Origin of the sequence: Streptococcus sp. S5 (genome assembly GCF_034134805.1) — a bacterium.
Taxonomy (GTDB): Bacteria; Bacillota; Bacilli; order Lactobacillales; family Streptococcaceae; genus Streptococcus; species Streptococcus lingualis.
This window is the reverse complement of record NZ_CP139419.1, coordinates 219,649-238,442: the sequence shown is the minus strand read 5'-3', so window position 1 is coordinate 238,442 and position 18,794 is coordinate 219,649. Positions and strand designations below refer to the sequence as shown.

The window sequence follows — 18,794 nt, the reverse complement described above, 5'->3', positions numbered from 1 at the left end:
TTTCTAATCTGTCACTTGGTGCCCAGCTGATTTGATAGTAGATCCATTCATGTGTTTGACCCGCGCAGCGATTTCCTTATGACGGCCATTGACCATGGGACGAGCTTGCGGGTTTCCTAGATAACCACAGGTCCGTTTGACCACATCAACCGTTTTCGGATCGCTATTGCCACAGTTTGGACAAGCAAATCCGCGCTCAGTCGGCGTGAAATCTCCTTCAAAATCACACTTGTAACAACGGTCAATCGGCGTATTGGTTCCGAGATAACCGACCCGATCATAGGCATAATCCCAAACCGCCTCAAGGGCTTTTGGATTTTGTTGGAGCACAGGGTATTCACAATAGTGGATAAAGCCACCAGAAGCTCCAGCTTCAGGATAAACTTTTTCAAAATCCAACTTCTCAAATGGCGTTGGGTTCTTACGAACATCGTAGTGGAAACTATTGGTGTAGTATTCCTTGTCTGTGATATCCCGAACCTTACCAAATTTCTCCGTATCTAGGCGACAGAAGCGGTCTGTCAAGCTTTCTGACGGAGTCGAATAGATAGAGAAGTGGTAATCATACTGGTCAGACCATTCTTCCACGCGCGCTTTCATATCCTTGATGATATCGATCGTGAATTGTTTGGCTTCTGGATTGTGTTCCCAATTTGGACCATAAAAGACGGTTGCGACTTCATAGAGTCCGATATAGCCAAGAGAAACGGTTGCTCTGCGATGACGGAAGAGCTGATCTACCTGGTCATATTTGCCCAAGCGTTTCCCGAAAGCCCCATATTGGTAGAGAATCGGCGCATTGGCTGGTGTTGCTTCTTTGGTGCGTTCCACCCGGTAAACCAAGGCATCTTCAGCGATGTTCATCCGTTCATTAAAGATTTGCCAGAACTTCTCCTTGTCTCCTCCCGATTCCAAGGCAATCCGAGGTAAATTGACTGTCACAACCCCTAGATTCATCCGGCCAGAATTAACTTCCACACCATTTTCATCCTTCCAACCTTGAAGGAAAGAACGACATCCCATCGGCACCTTGAAAGAGCCTGTCAACTCGACAATCTTGTCATAAGACAAAACGTCTGGATACATACGCTTCGTTGCACATTCCAAGGCCAATTGCTTGATATCATAGTTAGGGGTTCCAGGTTCTAGGTTGAGCCCCCGCTTGAGGGTAAAGATCAGTTTTGGAAAGATCGCTGTCCGATGTTCCGATCCAAGTCCCTTGATTCTAATTTCCAAAATCGCCTTTTGGATTTCCCGCTCGAAGCGATTGGTTCCAAGACCAAAACCAAGCGAAGTAAAGGGAGTTTGTCCGTTCGAGGTAAAGAGGGTATTGATCTCATATTCCAGCGATTGCATGGCATCATAGATATCTTTTTGAGTCTTGCTCCAAGCATAGTCCTCTTGCTTTTCAGGAAGCACCCACTCTTTGGCATCTGCCAAGTGTTTTTGGTAGTTCTTTTCTGCATAAGGGGCCAGGACCTCATCGATCCGGTCAGCTGAACAGCCCCCGTACTGACTAGAAGCTACATTGGCAATAATCTGCGAGATTTGTGCCGTTGCAGTTTGGATGGATTTAGGACTTTCTACTTCTGCATTCCCAATCTTAAAGCCATTTCTGAGCATGCCCTCAAAATCGATCAAACAGCAGTTAGTCATCGGTGTATAAGGACTATAGTCCAAATCATGGTAGTGAATATCCCCTTTTTGATGGGCATTGGCTACGTGTTTGGGCAACATTTTGAGACCAATAGACTTACCAACAATCCCTGCCGTCAAGTCCCGTTGCGTATTAAAGACATCGCTGTCCTTATTGGCATTTTCATTGACAACCGCTTGGTCCTTGTTGAGGAGTTTTCCAATCGTAAAGTTGATATCTGTCGCTTTTGAGCGCTCAAAATCCCGCTGAGTCCGATAAGTAATGTAGCTCTCAGCAATCGCATATTCATTGGCTTGAAGCAATTCATGTTCGACAACATTTTGGATCTCATAGATCTTCACGCCATTTGGAAAACGTTCCAAGATCTCTGCGATCACACGATCGACAATAGCTTCTAGTTTGGCTTCCATCACTGGAGTGAGAGAAGTCACTTCTTCTGTCGCCTTCAACAAGGCTTTATAAATTTTTTCAACATCGAATTGAACACGGCGGCCATCTCGTTTTTCAACAAAAATATCCGGGGCCATTCTCAGTTTTTCTTCTCTCAAGGTGATCATACCAAACATGCCTCTCTTCATTTATTTACATACAAGTTGTATTATACCACTCCAAAAATAAAAATCAATATCTTGTGGTGAAAATTCTAAAAAACTTTCTAAAACACAAGATATTGATTTTATTAAGAGCGTTGATAGAGTTTGAAATGACGGTATTTCTTCTCAACGAGACGATAATTTTCTTTGAGCAAGTCTTTCATTTTAGAGGTCAACTCCACCTGATTGTTGACCACAATATACTTAGGTTCAGACCGATCGATTTGTTGGATCACATTGGTCCGATTTTCATTAATCCCTAGATAAGAAGTTGGGGTCAATAAGGCAGAAGCTGCCAAACGATCGCTTTCTTGATAGAGAGTAGCTGTCGCATCCCAAGCATAGATGGTATCTTTCGACTTGGTGTGATTTTTAATGTAGCTGGCAATAGCACTCCGTTCACTCGATTGACCAGACTGAAGCACGACATCTTGAACCACTGGATTCGCCAAGAGATAGACGAGGGCTACTAGCGGTAAGAAAACTTGGCTCGTAAAGTAAGCGGCCCAAACTTCCTTGTTTTTCTTCTTCCGACCACGACGTTCGATCCCGTCGTTTTCTTCCCCATCTCGTGAGAACCAGATCGCAAACAAAGGAAGAACAAATGGCAACATCGGTAACAATTGGTAAGCTCCCTGTTCAGGAAGACCAATAGACACGATGAGGACTACCAGGCTACCTGCCCATCCCATAAAGCGGAAGATCCGGCGAGCACTGCTATTTTGCTTCGTAAAGGACATCAAGAAGGCAGAGACCAGACCAAAGGCGAGCGCCAACAGTCCGTAATAAATGACGTTACTGAAGGTCTGTCCATTGGTGAAATTCAAGGCATTAAAGACATAGGTCACTTGGTTAATGGCATAACCAAAAGTCTGATTCAAAACGGTGATATAGCCAATTGGATAAAAGACGAGTGAAAAACCAAGGAGAGCTGCCAACAGTTGATAAAAACCACGCGCCCATCTCTTCTGCTTGATATTAAAGGCTGTTAAACCAAGGAAGGCCAATAAATAAAACAGGGCACTGGTCATCGGATCAATCAAGAAAGCCACGGCCGCAATCGCACCGTAAAGGATAAAGCCTTCGTCCTTACGATGCCCAATCAGATAAGCCAAAATGAAATTCATGCTGGCAAATAGGATTGGAAGGCTAAAGAAGGTCACATAAGTCCCTCCAAAACCAAGGCCTAACACCAAGAAATAAAAGAGTAACTGGACATTCTTGGCTGTATCTTTATCAGACACCAACAGGCGCACAACACGATAGAGATAAGTACCCGCAAAGAAGAGGGCAATCGCTTGGAGGATCATCAAGATCCAATGTCCACCCGCTAAACTTCCCAACCAGTTGATCGCATAATAGAGGAGACCATTGGTTCCGTAAAAATCACCAAACGGCACTTGACCCTTGGTCATTGCCCAGCCAGCATACAAGTTTTGAGATTGTTGATTGGTTGCAAAACGGGTTAAAAATGGCACCCCGACATGCAGCAAACTAATTAAGAGACTCAACACAAAAGGAATCGCTAGGGGCACTGGACGCTTGGATTGACGACGGATCGGCTCAACTGCCACATCCGCTTCTAGCTCTTCCGTATCCTCTTCTACCTTAGATGCTTCCGCTTTTGTCGCTTCAACTCCCGCCTTACGTGAACGACGACTCATCCGACTGAGCGGTTGCTCCGCTTCTTGTTCCAATTCTTGTGTAGGTTCTGCTACTGCTTCTGGCTTGGCATCACTAATTTCCTCTGATGCCTCCATTGCAACCGGCTCCTCCAAGACTTCTGTCTGCTGGCTATGAGTCGGCTCTTCTTCACGAAAGACTGATTTATCTAGCACTTCGCGAATTTCACGTGTATCCTGAAAACTGTCTCCCACATGAAGCCCTAACTTTTTCGAAGTCATTTCTTGCTCTTTTTCGCTCATTCTTTTTCCTTTTCTTCCATGTTCCTCTGCTCTTTCCTTTTAGAAAAAAGCCCATTATCTTCTCTAGTATACCAAATTCTGCCGACCATGTCAGCCTCTTGCCACATAGTCCTATGGAAAAAGAGTCAGATCTCTCAGCTTCTGACTCTTTCTTCTGTATGCTCACACCTATTACAACATCGGTGCGAACAATTGCATAATTTCCTTGATTAAGCTTTGGTGCCATGTAAAGCGGAAGGTATCTTCAGTGATTTCTTGGGATACTTCAAAGATGTTGTCAAAATCCGCCCGAATCTCTTTCAGAGCAGGCGTCCGATACATCCAAACCGCATTTTCATAGTGATGGACCAGACTGCGGTAGTCAAAGTTAATCGATCCCACAACCGCCATTTCATCATCTGCTAGGACTTGCTTGCTGTGGACAAAACCAGGTGTGTACTCATAGATCTTCACTCCTGCATCCATCAAATCTAAATAAGCCCCACGCGTAACGATTTGGATCAATTTTTTATCTGGAATATGCGGAGTCACGATGCGAACATCCACCCCACGAAGGGCCGCATTGCGGATATCCTCTGTCAAATCATAATCGATGATCAAGTAAGGAGTCGTGATATAGACGTAATCCGTCGCCAGGTTGATCATATTTTGATAGACCGTCTTTCCGACCTGCGACTTGTAAATTGGCTTTGGTCCACTCCCATAGGGAATGTAGAGCCCTTCGCCTTCGACAGCCTTGTTTTCAATATGGTAGCGGTCAAAATCCTCGATTTCCCCACGGTTGATGTACCAGTTCATGAGGAAGAGTCGCGTTAAGGCCTTAACAGCCCGTCCATCCAAGCGGATGGCACTGTCCTTCCAGTGACCAAACCGCTCAATGTGGTTGATGTACTCGTCTGCCAGATTGACCCCACCCGTATAGCCGATCTGCCCATCAATGACCAGAATCTTTCGGTGGTCTCGGTTGTTATATGCCACTGTTAGACGGGGGATCACCTTGTTAAACTTATGGGCATCAATCCCCATCTTTCGCAATCGTTTGGTATAGTTCCCAGCCAAGGTTGCCATACAGCCGATATCGTCATAAAGGAGTTTGACTTCAACCCCCTCTTTCACTTTCTGCTCTAGAATCTCTAGGATACTATTCCACATCAAGCCCTCTTCAATAATGTAAAACTCGATGAAGATAAATTTTTTCGCCGCTCTCAGATCCTCTAGTAGTTGCTCATACATAGACTCCCCTAGAGGGTAAAAGGTCGATGCTGTCCCATTGTAGAGATCCGCATTGTGGTCCATGGATAAAATCGACTTGACCAAGCCATAAACCGCTTTGCTTTCTTGCTTGAGCTCCTTACGCAACTGATGACTATTGTCCTCTCGAAACTTCATGGACTCCATATTTTTCAGCTGGATCATTTCCTTTTTGGACAAACGCCGCTCTCCAAACATGAGGTATAAAAGCGATCCAAAGACAGGAATGACGGCAATCAAGAGCCAGGTCACCTTATTTTCAGGCGGGGTATTTCGATTAACAATAGCTAAGATTGTCGACACATATAAGAGCCCAATGACTGCAACAGATAGCCAATGAGGGAACCATCTATTAAGCCAGAAGAAGGCCGCAAAGGATGCCCAAAGTTCAAAGCCCATAAACAAAATACTAAATCCATATTTGGTCATTAATAGACGTAATTTTCGAAAGGTCACAGCATCCTCCTTTTTTCTTTCTACTAGTATACCAATTCTTTTTACCCGATGCAACGACCAACCAAACCCCTTCTAGACAAACAAAAAGAGAGTGGGACAGAAGTCCTAGCCTCTCAATTATTTTTGGATTGTCGAGCAAGACGCAGTGGTTGAGTGGGCTCTACTACGCTGATTTCATCAGCTTTTACAGCCCTACTCAACTGTGCGGAGGTGGGACGACGAAATCGAATTCTAACGAATTACCGATTTCTGTCCCACTCTCTCTTGTTTCGTCCCTTATTGCTTGGTCAAAACGATAATCCCTTGATCATCCTCTGCTTGCTCTAGGTCTTCTAGCGACAACTGATCTCCTTCGATCCGATAGCGATAAGGCTCATCCCCGATACGCATGGATTGATTGACCGGATCAATGCTGACCTCTTTGGTCTCTTCTTCTCCATCAGCATCTTGTACCGTAAACGTGCCTTTTCGCCCCGTCACAACTAAGAGAATCGTATTTTCCTCGTCCTGTCCTCGATAGCTTCCATCTATGGACACCCCTTGCTCTGACTTTTCACTGGTCGAAGCCACTGTCTCAGATGAATGTGAGCTAGCGCTACTTGAGGCTTTTGGCGCTTTTTCTTGCTGGCTACAAGCAGTCAGGAAAAGGGCTGCTGCCAAGGTCATTATAGACATGATTTTTTTCATTAAGATCGGCTCCTTTCGCCATAACCGTATACTATCTACCACCAGTATACGCCAAGAAAGTCTTTAGGTCAATTGTTTACCCCTCTAATAAAAATGCCCTTACTTCCGCAATAAAATACAAGGATCCTGTGACAAATAAGACTTCATCTGGGGAACTCTGATCCATAAATTCTTTGATATAGGCCTTGTAGTCCGCTACATAGGGCAGGTCTTGTCGGTCGCCTTGTGCCACCACTTCACCGTAATGAAAGGTCGTCAAAATCAATTCAGCTTCCGGCAATCCCGCTTGAAGCGTTTGGAGCATCCCGCTATAATCTTTTCGCTTGAGGGCCCCAAATAAAATCTTCACGCGCTTTCCTGCTAAGCTATTGGCAAACTCGATCAAGCGCGACATAGCATGAGGATTATGAGCGCCATCCAGATACACCTGGTCACCAAACAACTCTAGACGTCCCGGCCACCGCGTTTCTTGCAAGGCGTGCTTGACCTGCTCCATATCCACTTCTTGATCTAGGCCCTCCATATAGAGGAAAAAGGCCTCCAGAGCTACTGCAGCATTTTCCCGTTGGTAATCACCCTTCAAGCTTAGAGACGGCAAGACAAGTTCCACGCTTTCATTCCAAAAGCGATCCTGCTCTATGCCAAAATCTTTCTGGAAGGCGTGGAGACCCACAGCCAATTGCTCCGCTTTTTCTTGACAAACAGCTATAGCATCATCCGATAAGGGACCCACCACAGCTTTCTTGCCCTTCTTAAAGATTCCTGCCTTTTGCTGGGCGATTTCCGCAATCGTCCCTCCCAGTGTTTCCTGGTGATCCAGGCCAACCGAAGTGATCACTGCGATCTCTCCCGTCACTACATTAGTGGTATCTAGAAGCCCACCGATACCAACTTCCAATAAGACCATGTCCACAGCTTGTTCCTTAAAATACAAGAGGGCCATGAGGCAGATAATCTCAAAATAAGAGAGTTGGTCTTGGGTTTGAAGTAAGGTCTGCTCCATTTGTTGGACTTCTTGGCCAATCCGAGTAAAATCTTCATCTGAAATCGGCCGATCCCCAATACAAATCCGGTCATGGATACTGATCATATGAGGAGAAGTAAAGGTCCCAACTTTCTTTCCGTGAGCCATCAATAATTGACGCAGAAAGGCGATTGTGGATCCCTTCCCATTGGTTCCTGTCACATGAAGGATCGGATATGCCTTATCCGGCCTCCCTAAAAGGCTCACTGCCTGCTCCATACGATCCAGTCCCGATCGAAAATTCAGACCGATCCGACTATTCATCCATTGCTCAATCTTATTCACATCTTCCTCCTAAAAGAAAAAAGCGACAAAACCTCTTCTGACGTTTGCGCTCCTTTCTTTTGTAGTTATTTCTTTCGCATTTTTACAGCAAGTCCATCGGACTTACTGCTTTTTCATATTTCTTAAAGCAGGGCTAAAAACATCCACCGGATGTTTCAACTCTTTCTAGTTTCTAGGAGTTGAGGTGATACAGTCTCCCAGACTTACCAGCTCTCTCGTATTTCAAGGAGCTGGGCTAAAAACGTCCCCCGGACGTTTTTACTCCTCCATAAAGCTGTTGAAGACTTCTTCGATCATATCCCATTCTGCATCTGAGTCTTCTGGGATTGGTTGAAGGTCGCCTTCTGTTCCGTCTTCGTTTTCTGTAAATGAATAAGCTTGGATTTCAACTTCGCCGTTTTCATCTTCTTCTGCATTTGCAGGGATCAAAAGGACATAGTTCTTTCCAAACTCTTCTTTGCCATCGATGGTCAAAAGAATTTCAAACAAGGTTTCATTTCCTTGTTCATCCACCAATGTGATTAATTCACGTTCTTCATGGTCGTGGTTATGATCATGTGCCATACTATTCTTCCTCGTTTTCTTTCTAAAAATTGCGATCTAAATAATTTTGTAAAATAAGCTGCGCTGCTAACTTATCAATAACTTTTTTACGTTTGCTACGGCTAATATCTGCTTGCTCAATCAACATCCGCTCTGCAGCAACTGTTGTCAACCGTTCATCTTGGTAGTCGACTGGCAACCCAAACTTTTCAGCAATCATTGCGCCATAAGCCTGACTGGCTTCCACACGCGGTCCGCTTGTGTTGTTCATGTTTTTCGGCAAGCCCACAACAAAACGGTCTACCTTGTATTGAGCCACTAATTCGGCCAAGCGCTCCAAACCGAATTCTTTTTTGTCTTCATCGATTTGGATGATTTCAAGACCCTGAGCTGTAAAACCGAGAGGATCACTCACAGCAACCCCGACGGTCTTTGAGCCAACATCCAATCCCATAATTCTCATTAGAGGTCTATTCCTTGCCCTTTCAAATAATAACGTACCAATTCTTCCACGATCTCATCTCGTTCATATTTACGAATTTGGTTCCGTGCATTATTATAACGAGGTACATAGGCAGGATCACCACTGAGTACGTATCCTACGATTTGATTAATTGGATTGTAGCCTTTTTCATCCAGTGACAAGTAAACATCTTTCAAGGTCTCGCTAATTTCCTTACGATTTGAATCATCAAGATTAAAACGTACTGTTTCATCTGTAAATCCCACAAGAACACCCTCTTTCCTTAGAATATTACTATTATACCATAATTAAGAGTTTTCCACAACGGCCAAGCCCTTGATTTTACGGCTTTTTCAAGCATTTTTGAGCTATTTTAGCTAAACTGTTTTTTTATTTTTGCTCACTCGCTCCAGCATTGATGAGGTTGTCCGCAAATTGACTCGGTGTCAGCTTCAACAACTCCGGTAAGTGATTGTTTTTGAAGTAAGTCATGCCTTCGGCTTTCTTCACATCCATCGCTTCAAAGTCATAGGTGATGGTTACCTTGTATTCATTCTCATTTTCCAAGGTCAAATTAGCTGTGAAACCTGGCACTGTCAAAGCTTCCTTGAAGGCATCGTCCTTGTTAAAGGATTCTCTCAATTGCTTTTGTGCTTCCTCGACTCCAACCTGTTGGATCCCTTTTTTCAACTCCTCATCGGTTGCCGTCACATTGATGGTCTCCAACTTTTTAAAGGTATTCCCCACATAGGTGACGATTTGCGTCTGTTGTGTCCCCTTGTCATCTTTTGGAAAGACAAAGGTTCTAGTGATGACTTTATTTTCTTCAGCTTTTTGCAGGATACTCTTATTATCCTTTTGCAGTTGCTCTGCTTTTGCTTGGATTGCCTTTTGTTCACTTGAATTTGGCGTTTTCGCTTGTTTTTTTTGACCGCATCCAGTCAAACACAAGGCAAGTGCACCCAATAAGAAGATTTTCCTTTTCATTTTCCATTCCTTACTAGTTATTGTTTTCTAAAATATTGTATCATAGATTTCGTAAAATGGCGCAGTAAACTGCTTTTCATTCCGATTTTTAAAAAGAAAAAAATCAGAAACAAATTGTTTCTGATTTTCAATCGCTTTAAAGAGCTGCACGCATCCGCGCTTCTGCATTTTCTACATTTCGAACTGATCGTGGCAAGAAGGCACGAATATCGTCTTCTTTGTAGCCTACTTGGAGACGTTTGTCATCTACCAAGATCGGACTTTTAAGAATACGAGGTGTTTCCATGATGATGTCAATGACTTCATTGACACTCAAGTCTTCGATGTCCACTCCTAGATTTTTAGCGTATCGATTTTTTGAAGAGACAATACTTGCCACTCCATTTTCAGTCTTTGTAAGGATATCCAACAATTCTTCTTTGGTGATCCCTTCCTTACCGAGGTTTTGTTCTTTATAAGTTAGCTGATGAGCGTTGAGCCAAGTCTTTGCTTTTTTACAGCTGGTGCAACTTGACACTGTATAAATTTTAATCATGCATGCACTCCTTTCGCTACACGATAATACTATCGTATTAAATTATAACACAAAAACCATCAGTCTAGCGACCTATTTTGAAAAAAATTAATCTTCAATTTCAATCGCATCATCTAAATCTAGAGTTACTTCTTCTACGACAGGAGCTGCTTCTTCAGTTTTATCAAGGGTTTTCACTGCTTCGTCTTCTTCGATCAAACCAAAATGAACCCGAACCTTGTGGTCGATTTCGTCAAAAATTTCTGGGTGGTCAGCCAAGAATTTCTTAGCATTTTCAGATCCTTGACCAATTTTTTCGCCATTATAGGAGTACCACGCACCCGCTTTTTGGATGATATCCAAATCTGTTGCAATCTTCACCAATTCACCTGTACGTGAAATTCCTTCCCCGTACATGATTTCGACCATGGCTTCTTTGAACGGTGGAGCTACCTTGTTCTTCACAACCTTGATCTTGGTTTCCTTACCAACGTTGGTATCTTTTTGGTCCCCAGTCCCCTTGATTTGAGTATTTCCACGAACATCTAGACGGACAGAAGCGTAGAATTTCAGGGCACGACCACCAGGTGTGGTTTCAGGGTTCCCAAACATGACCCCAACTTTTTCACGCAATTGGTTGATAAAGATGGCAATGGTCTTGGTCTTATTGATCGAAGCTCCGAGTTTACGCATCGCTTGGCTCATCATCCGCGCTTGCAAACCAACGTGGCTATCCCCGATATCTCCATCGATTTCCGCACGTGGTACCAAGGCCGCAACAGAGTCGACAACCACCAAATCAACCGCACCAGAGTCGATCAATTTACCAGCAATTTCAAGTCCTTGTTCCCCTGAGTCTGGTTGAGACAAGAGAAGTTCGTCGATATTGACCCCAAGAGCTGCTGCATAAGATGGATCCAAGGCATGCTCGGCATCGATAAAGGCAGCAATGCCCCCTTCTTTCTGTGCTTGGGCTACTGCATGGAGGGCAACGGTTGTTTTACCAGATGATTCTGGACCATAGATTTCGATGATCCGACCTTTTGGATAACCACCAGCACCCAAGGCAATATCAAGCGCCAAGGAACCAGAGCTCATGACTTGAACTTTTTGCTCTGCACGTTCGCCTAAACGCATGATTGATCCCTTACCAAAATCCTTTTCGATCAACTTCAGGGCATCATTGAGCGCTTTTTCACGCTCATCTCCAAATTTCTTAGAGATGTCATCTAATTTTTTCTGTTTTTTCGCCATTCTTTTCTCCTATGTTTTTGCTATACAGGAAATGCATGCAACTCACCGACGCTTTCCGTCATTTGAAAGGCACATTTCCTATCCATTTTTAGAATTATTCTTCATTTGGCACAAGCTTCATTATACCAAATTTTCACCATTTAATACAGCCAAGCGTACCAAATTAAAGGCATGAAGGACTGCAATTTCGCGGACATCCGCCCGGCTACGTCCGGCGATATTGACTTGGACACTATCTACTCCATTTGGAGTCGCAAGTCCGATAAAGACAGTCCCTGCTGGATGCCCTTCTAGACTATCTGGCCCCGCAACTCCGGTCAGGCTAACACCATAATCGGATCCTGTTAACTTACGGGCCTGTGAAGCCATGGCTTGAGCTGTAAAATGAGACACCACTCCATGTTGCTCTAACTCTTGAGCTGGAATAGACAACATCTTGCTTTTTTCTTCCAGACTATAGGTGACAAAACCACCTGCGAAGATGCTGGACGCACCTGAAAAATCTGCCAAAGTCGCTTGGAAAAGGCCAGCTGTCAGGCTTTCTGCAGCTGTAATGGTCTTACCAGTCCGTTTCAAGAGATCAAAGGCCACCTTGGCCATCGAATTATCATCCCCATAACCGTAAAACAGTTCATGCAAGGGTTGATGATCCAGCGTATGACGGGATAAGATTTCCTTTTCTAAGACATCGAGCTTCGCATCCGCTGAGGCTTGATCCTTCGCCTTTGTAGATAGACGCAAGGTTACTTCTCCTGTCTTGGCATAAGGGGCAACTGTCGGATCACTCTGCTCTTCAATGATATCTGCTAGGATCGTAACCAGCTGGCTTTCCCCAATTCCAAAGAAGCGCAAGACTCTTGAAAAGAGCTGTTCCCCTGTTGTCAAATGAGGCACCAATTGTTCATTGACCATGGGTTTTAACTCACTTGGTGGACCAGGTAGAACGACATAGGTCACACCGTCGACTTCAATCAAACCTCCAACCGCGAGACCTGTACGGTTTTGAAGGGGGATTGAACCGGCAATCAATTGTGCTTGCCGCTCATTATTGGGCGTCCGGACATAATCAGGGCGACTGGCAAAGAAGGTGTCGAGTTTGGCAAGCGCTGTTGGATCAAAAACCAGTTCTTTCCCTAAAAACTTAGCAAGGGTTTGCTTGGTCAAATCATCCTCTGTTGGCCCAAGTCCACCACATAAAATCACCAAATCACTGCGTTTTGAAGCTGTCTCAATGGTCGAGAAGAGACGACCTTCATTGTCTCCTACCGCCACATGATAATAGACATCAATCCCTAAACTAGCCAATTTTTCAGACAAGAATTGAGCATTGGTGTTCACAATTTGTCCTGTTAGAATTTCTGTTCCAACTGCAATAATTTCCGCCTTCATGGTGCCTCCTACTTATACTATTCGTAATTTTCATTTCATTTTAACACAATTTCCTAAATTATTTAAAAATCAAATTGAAGATAAAGTCCATTTTGGACAACTTTCTTCAATCTTTTATTTTAGAGTATAAAGTAAAGGCTCTTAGAAATACCATTACATCAGCATGCCTAAGACTTTTAACTATGTGGCGATCAACTTCTAAAAGGGCTATTTTCTATTGTTGATAGAGCTTATCTATGTTCTGAAGAAACCATATCGAGTGGTTGCTTTTTTACTACTTTCTTGATCTAAATGTCTTCTTGTGGCTCTAATTCTTGTTGTTTCCCCTCATCTTTTGTGATACAATAGCATCAATTTTTTCTAGGAGGTTAATATATGGCTTCTACTATTGGTATTATAAGTTTATCTAGTGGGACTATGGGTGAAGACTTTGTCAAGCACGAAGTGGACTTGGGGGTCCAACGACTCAAGGACCTAGGACTCAGTCCTATCTTTTTACCTCATTCACTAAAAGGCTTAGACTTTATCAAAGAACATCCCGAAGCTCGTGCGGAGGATTTGATTCAGGCATTTTCTGATGATAGTATCGACATGATCCTATGTGCCATCGGTGGAAACGATACCTATCGCTTGCTACCTTATCTTTTTGAAAATGACCAACTACAAAAGGTCATCAAACAAAAGATTTTTCTTGGCTTCTCGGATACGACTATGAACCATCTCATGTTGCATAAACTAGGAATCAAGACTTTTTACGGGCAATCCTTTTTAGCAGACATTTGTGAGTTAGACAAAGAAATGTTGCCATATAGCCGCCACTACTTTAAAGAATTGATTGAGACTGGAAAAATCTCAGAAATTCGCCCTAGTAACGTTTGGTACGAGGAACGGACTGATTTTAGTCCCAAGTCTCTGGGAACACCTCGTGTCAGCCATGCAAATACAGGTTTTGACTTGTTACAAGGAACTGCCCAGTTCGAGGGAAAAATCCTCGGTGGTTGCCTCGAATCCCTCTACGATATCTTTGACAACTCTCGATATGTAGACAGTACAGAACTCTGCCAAAAGTACAGACTCTTCCCTGACTTATCCGACTGGGAAGGAAAAATCCTCTTGCTAGAAACCAGCCAAGAAAAGCCCAATCCTGAAGACTTCAAAAAGATGTTGAGGACTTTAAAGGAAACTGGTATATTCGAGGTCATCAGTGGACTCTTGGTCGGAAAACCTATGGATGAAACTTTCTATGACGACTATAAAGAAGCACTTTTGGATATCATCGATAGCAATATCCCGATTGTCTATAATCTGAATGTCGGCCATGCAACTCCAAGAGCAATTGTCCCCTTTGGAGTCCACGCGTATGTAGATGCAACGGAGCAAGTCATCCACTTCGACTATAACAAATAAAGCTGGGAAGAATTTCTCAGCTTTTTTTCTATATTCTCAGATACTCTAGTTACCTATACTCACTAATCACCGTTTTTCCATTCACAATCATTCTCATGGTCATCAACCAGGCCTGCTGCTTGTAGGAAGGATAAAACTGCGACTGGTCCGGTGAACTTAAAACCACGTTTTTTAAGGTCCTTGGCTAGCTTCTCAGAAAGAGCTGTCTTCGCTGGAATCTGCCGGTAAGCTGGAACATCATTGACGATGGTTTTCCCATCTACAAAAGACCAAAGATAAGCATCAAACGATCCAAATTCCTCCTGGACTTGTAGAAAGGCTTGAGCATTGGCCCGTGTCGCAAAAATCTTTGCACGATTGCGGATGATGGCTGGATTGTCTAACAAAGTTTCCAGTTCAGAGTCGGTCATCTCTGCGACGCGTTGAAGGTGGTAACCATGAAAAGATTCTCGGAAAGCCTGCCGTTTATTGAGCACCGTTTCCCAAGATAGACCGGCCTGATAAGTCTCCATACAGAGCAACTCAAAAAGCGCTTGGTCCTCATGTAGGGGCTGTCCCCATTCTTCATCGTGGTAGGCTACATAGAGCGGGTTATTCATTTTAACCCAGCCACAACGTTTTGGCATAGACTTCTCCTATTTCACCAACATCTTAAGGGCAGACTTGATATAGTTTTCAGCAGTATCAGAAGTTCCTTCAAAGAATTTCTTGATTTTCTTGAGTTCCGTTGCCTTGTAGCCCAATGCCAACATGGCTTCCATGGCTTCTTCAAGGGCTTGGTTTTCTTCTACAACTTTGGCTTTGGACTGAGCCGGTGCATCTTCTAGATCAAGATTGATCTTACCTTCTAGGTCCAAAACCATCTGTTGGGCTGTTTTCTTGCCGATCTTCGGAAACTTGGTCAAGTAAGTGATGTTCTTGCTTTCGATGGCTTGGACAAGGCCTGCATTGTCATCTGCAGCAATGATAGCCAGAGCTGAGACAGGTCCAATCCCAGAGACTGAGATCAAGTTTAAAAAGAGCTGTTTCTCTTCTTCGGTCGCAAAGCCATAGAGAAGGTGAGCGTCTTCCCGAACCACTTGGTGCAGATAGACGTGCACCTCTTGATTCATTTTACCAGAGTAGGCATAGGGATTGGCCACATGCAAGAGATAGCCGATCCCAGCTGTCTCCACCACGATGTATTTGGCGGTGATTTTTGTTAAAATTCCTTTAATGTATTCGTACATAATCTTCCTTTATTGTTTACTTAATATTTGCCCAATTCCCGTAAACTGGTGTGATTTTCCTGAATGCGTCGGAACATCTTTTCCATATCTGACTTGGTAAAGTTAACCAAAACCGGACGGCCATGAGGGCAGTTATAAGGGTTGTCACATTGGGACAGTTGGTAGATCAGATCGCGTGCGGAGTAATCATCCAGCGTGTGGTTGGCCTTGATGGAGCGTTTGCAGGACATCATGATGGCCAACTCAGCCCGGTATTTCTTGATGGACACTTCCTTGGTCAAAAGGAGCATATCACACATTTCATAGATGCCCGACTCGATCTCTTCTTCCTTCATCCAGATCGGATGCTCCCGTAAGATCAACTGGTTAGCTCCGTATTCTTCTAAGTAGACGCCCACTTCTTCTAAGAGGTGCTTGCGCTGTTGCAGGCGGATCAGATCGTCTGTAGGGAACTCAAAGATATAAGGCACCAGCAGTTGTTGCTGACTGCCGTCTACGTCCCCGATGCTCTCCCGGTATTCTTCGTATTTGACCCGCTCTTGGGCCGCGTGCTGGTCAATGATATATAGGCCCCCATTTCCTTGGGCAAAGAGATAGGTTCCATGCATCTGACCAAAATATTCCAATTCTGGGAAGGTCGAATGTTCTTCCCCATCCAACTTATCATAGGCCTTGTCTAGACTAGCCAGATCCAACTCTGGGTGATCCAGTTCATCATAAACCACAGTCTTTCTTTCCGCAAACTTGATCGCGCTTGTTGGTTTTTCTACGGTGTTTTCTTGGCTTGTAGAATCAGCAGTTAGCTCATCTGCTAGAGGCCGTTGAGGATCTGCCACTTCTGGTCGAAGTTTGAAATCTCGACTTTCTCGGTCATAATAGAGGCGGTTTTCTTTTAAAGGCAGGGTCGTCTGTACTGCCTTTTCTGTTCGACGAATAGTCGACTTGGCTAGATTTTCTAGAGCATCCGGAATCAGGTTCTGCTCTTTCAAAGCGTTCGCAATAGCCTGGGAGATCAAGGCCATTAGTTCTCGTTCTTTGGAGATGCGAACCTCTTGCTTAGTGGGGTGAACATTGACATCCGCTAAGTAAGGGTCGATCTGGATATTAATGATCGCGAGCGGGAAGCGGCCAACCATGAGTTTACTGCCGTAGCCGTCTAAAATAGCTCGATTGAGCAAGAAATTCTTGATGTAACGGCCGTTGATAAAGAGACTGATGTAATTGCGATTTGCACGAGTCAATTCAGGCAAAGACACAAAGCCCGTCACTTCAAAATCTAGGTCGCGATTTTCAATAGCCACCATCTTCTTGGCAGACGCCAGGCCATAGACACCCGCAATCGCTTGCCGGAGATTGCCCGTCCCCGCTGTTTTGGTCATTTCTTTTCCATCATTGATCAAGGTAAAGGCAATCTCAGGATGGGCCAAGCTCAAGCGGTTTAGAATATCCACGATATGGGATAGCTCTGCCTGCTGGCTCTTTAAATACTTGAGACGAGCAGGTGTATTAAAAAAGAGATCTTCCACTGTGATCTTGGTCCCGACAGGGCTTGTCGCTAGCTCTACTTCCTCAATTTCGCCACCCTTTGCAACCAATTTGGTCCCGTGGGCAGCTCCTTCTTGCGCCGTCAGAAGGGTTAGAATACTGACAGAAGCAATGGAAGGCATGGCCTCACCACGAAAACCAAGTGTTCGAATACGAAAAAGATCCACTTGACTCTTGATCTTACTGGTCGCATGTCGACGGAGGGCCAAAGCGACCTCATCATGCGCAATTCCTTCCCCATTGTCTGTAATCCGAATCGACTTCAATCCTGCTTCTTCGATTTCAACAACGATCTGGCTAGCCCCAGCATCGATCGAGTTTTCAACCAACTCCTTGACCACGCTAGCAGGTCGTTCAATCACTTCACCTGCCGCAATCTGATTGGCTAGGACTTCTGGCAATTCAATAATCTGTGACATGTCTGCTCCTTTACCTATTTTTTCACCGATACATGTAGCTCTATTATACCACAGATCTACAAGACTCCCTTTCTTAAAAAATAGAGGCTGTCCCCATCTTCTTCCTTAAAAACCGCATAGGCAAAGAAAACGACCACATAGACAAATCCCCTTGTCTTCCCTTTGGAAAAAGTGTTTAATAGTAGTGTAAAGAAGGAGCCGGGCTAGCAGGCCAACCGACTTTACCCAAAGGAGGGAGAAAATATCTTATGAAAGTTGAAGTACACATTGATTCCCACTTCCAAGAAGAAACGGTGATGATCACAGCACCTGCACTATCTGCGCGTGTAGAGAAAATCCGTGACTTTGTGGAAGAATTGGATCAAAAAGGGCGCTTACGTGCCAAAAAGGATGGGGAAGCTTACCTGATCGAAAGCCAACTATTCCAACGTTTTTACATTGAAAATCGGCAAGTAATTGGCGAGACCATGACAGATCAATTTATTCTGACTGGACCACTCTATCAGCTATCTGAAGACTTGCCGACCTGCTTTCTCAAAATTTCCCAATCTGAAATTATCAACACAAAAGAAATCGATCACCTGCACTTTACCAGTGGAGGATCGGTGCAAATCTATCTTAAAAACGGGAGTCTGACCTACTCCTCCCGTCGTTACTTGAAAGCCATTAAGGAGAAATTATCATGCTAAAACAATCTTTTTCTGACGCCCTGAAAGGCATTCTCATCGGGCTCATCCTATCCATTTTCTTTTCCTATCTCTTCTCACCTGAGTTGTACCTTCCCTTAAGTCCCAACTCTGCAGTCGGTCGCTGGATGTTCTTGCATCATGTTCACGGCTCACTGGTCATGCTCTATTGTGCCCTCGTTTGGGGTGCGATTGGGGTCCTCTTTAGCTTCGGAAGTCTCCTCTTTCAAAAAGACTGGAGCCTCTTACGGGCTACTCTGAGCCATTACCTACTCATGTTGCTTGGCTTTATTCCTCTAGCTACCTTAGCCGGCTGGTTTCCAGCACGACTCGGATTTTACCTCTCACTCGTTGTCGAATTCACCCTCGTTTACGTGATCATCTGGTTGGTCTCCCATCATTTTTATAAAAAACAAGTTCAAGAAATCAATCAAAGCATTGCTAACCACTAAGCAAAAAGATCCTCAGTGCTACGAGGAT

18 protein-coding genes are annotated in these 18,794 nt (G+C 44.2%); 3 read left to right on the top strand and 15 right to left on the bottom strand.

Translation table 11 applies throughout. The features are described from left to right. Positions 1-3 precede the first annotated feature (3 nt). The 12 genes from nrdD to SM123_RS01220 form a co-directional block, all read right to left on the bottom strand. The gene (gene nrdD / locus SM123_RS01275; protein ID WP_320909988.1) at positions 4-2,214 is read right to left on the bottom strand and encodes an anaerobic ribonucleoside-triphosphate reductase; all 2,211 of its coding nucleotides are present in this window, start codon (positions 2,212-2,214) and stop codon (positions 4-6) included. A 122-nt stretch (positions 2,215-2,336) separates the two neighbouring features. Further along, positions 2,337-4,175: a glycosyltransferase family protein gene (locus tag SM123_RS01270; RefSeq protein ID WP_320909638.1), complete on the bottom strand. Its 1,839-nt coding sequence runs from the start codon at positions 4,173-4,175 to the stop codon at positions 2,337-2,339. Positions 4,176-4,346: 171 nt separating this feature from the next. After that, positions 4,347-5,882: a cardiolipin synthase gene (gene cls, locus SM123_RS01265; RefSeq protein ID WP_320909637.1), complete on the bottom strand. Its 1,536-nt coding sequence runs from the start codon at positions 5,880-5,882 to the stop codon at positions 4,347-4,349. A gap of 276 nt (positions 5,883-6,158) precedes the next feature. Next, positions 6,159-6,569, bottom strand: coding sequence for an SP_0198 family lipoprotein (locus SM123_RS01260; protein WP_320909636.1), 411 nt, complete (start codon positions 6,567-6,569; stop codon positions 6,159-6,161). A gap of 76 nt (positions 6,570-6,645) precedes the next feature. After that, positions 6,646-7,878, bottom strand: a complete 1,233-nt coding sequence (locus tag SM123_RS01255; RefSeq protein WP_320909635.1) for a bifunctional folylpolyglutamate synthase/dihydrofolate synthase — start codon at positions 7,876-7,878, stop codon at positions 6,646-6,648. Between the two features lie 258 nt (positions 7,879-8,136). Then, positions 8,137-8,442, bottom strand: coding sequence for a DUF1292 domain-containing protein (locus SM123_RS01250; RefSeq protein WP_003001941.1), 306 nt, complete (start codon positions 8,440-8,442; stop codon positions 8,137-8,139). A gap of 22 nt (positions 8,443-8,464) precedes the next feature. Further along, positions 8,465-8,884: a Holliday junction resolvase RuvX gene (gene ruvX, locus SM123_RS01245; protein ID WP_023919889.1), complete on the bottom strand. Its 420-nt coding sequence runs from the start codon at positions 8,882-8,884 to the stop codon at positions 8,465-8,467. Further along, positions 8,884-9,150, bottom strand: a complete 267-nt coding sequence (locus SM123_RS01240) for an IreB family regulatory phosphoprotein (protein ID WP_003002070.1) — start codon at positions 9,148-9,150, stop codon at positions 8,884-8,886. Before SM123_RS01240 ends, ruvX begins: the two co-directional genes overlap by 1 nt. Before the next feature lie 124 nt (positions 9,151-9,274). Next, the gene (locus tag SM123_RS01235) at positions 9,275-9,871 is read right to left on the bottom strand and encodes an SP0191 family lipoprotein (protein ID WP_201087716.1); all 597 of its coding nucleotides are present in this window, start codon (positions 9,869-9,871) and stop codon (positions 9,275-9,277) included. A 136-nt stretch (positions 9,872-10,007) separates the two neighbouring features. Beyond that, entirely contained in the window at positions 10,008-10,406 is a 399-nt protein-coding gene (spx, locus tag SM123_RS01230; RefSeq protein ID WP_003009108.1) for a transcriptional regulator Spx, read from the bottom strand. Between the two features lie 87 nt (positions 10,407-10,493). Continuing rightward, entirely contained in the window at positions 10,494-11,639 is a 1,146-nt protein-coding gene (gene recA, locus SM123_RS01225; protein WP_003002082.1) for a recombinase RecA, read from the bottom strand. A 120-nt stretch (positions 11,640-11,759) separates the two neighbouring features. Next, positions 11,760-13,028 (bottom strand): competence/damage-inducible protein A, encoded by a 1,269-nt coding sequence (locus tag SM123_RS01220; RefSeq protein ID WP_320909634.1) that lies wholly within the window; start codon positions 13,026-13,028, stop codon positions 11,760-11,762. A 375-nt stretch (positions 13,029-13,403) separates the two neighbouring features. Here SM123_RS01220 and SM123_RS01215 point away from each other — a divergent pair, with 375 nt between their 5' ends. Beyond that, entirely contained in the window at positions 13,404-14,435 is a 1,032-nt protein-coding gene (locus SM123_RS01215; RefSeq protein WP_320909633.1) for a S66 family peptidase, read from the top strand. Between the two features lie 62 nt (positions 14,436-14,497). Here SM123_RS01215 and SM123_RS01210 read toward each other — a convergent pair whose 3' ends face one another. From SM123_RS01210 to mutL, 3 genes are read right to left on the bottom strand one after another with little or no spacing between them, the layout of a single operon-like run. Beyond that, positions 14,498-15,061, bottom strand: a complete 564-nt coding sequence (locus tag SM123_RS01210; protein ID WP_070594639.1) for a DNA-3-methyladenine glycosylase I — start codon at positions 15,059-15,061, stop codon at positions 14,498-14,500. A 9-nt stretch (positions 15,062-15,070) separates the two neighbouring features. Then, the gene (ruvA, locus tag SM123_RS01205) at positions 15,071-15,664 is read right to left on the bottom strand and encodes a Holliday junction branch migration protein RuvA (RefSeq protein ID WP_070661626.1); all 594 of its coding nucleotides are present in this window, start codon (positions 15,662-15,664) and stop codon (positions 15,071-15,073) included. Positions 15,665-15,684: 20 nt separating this feature from the next. Next, complete coding sequence (mutL, locus tag SM123_RS01200; RefSeq protein WP_070594641.1) at positions 15,685-17,628, bottom strand: DNA mismatch repair endonuclease MutL; 1,944 nt, start codon at positions 17,626-17,628, stop codon at positions 15,685-15,687. 248 nt (positions 17,629-17,876) lie between these two features. Between mutL and SM123_RS01195 the strand changes: the two genes are divergently transcribed. Next, a complete protein-coding gene (locus tag SM123_RS01195) occupies positions 17,877-18,317 on the top strand; it encodes a LytTR family DNA-binding domain-containing protein (protein ID WP_070594642.1) in 441 nt (146 codons plus the stop codon). Continuing rightward, complete coding sequence (locus tag SM123_RS01190; protein WP_024054970.1) at positions 18,311-18,766, top strand: DUF3021 domain-containing protein; 456 nt, start codon at positions 18,311-18,313, stop codon at positions 18,764-18,766. The genes SM123_RS01195 and SM123_RS01190 overlap by 7 nt, the downstream gene beginning before the upstream one ends. The last annotated feature ends 28 nt before the right edge of the window (positions 18,767-18,794 follow it).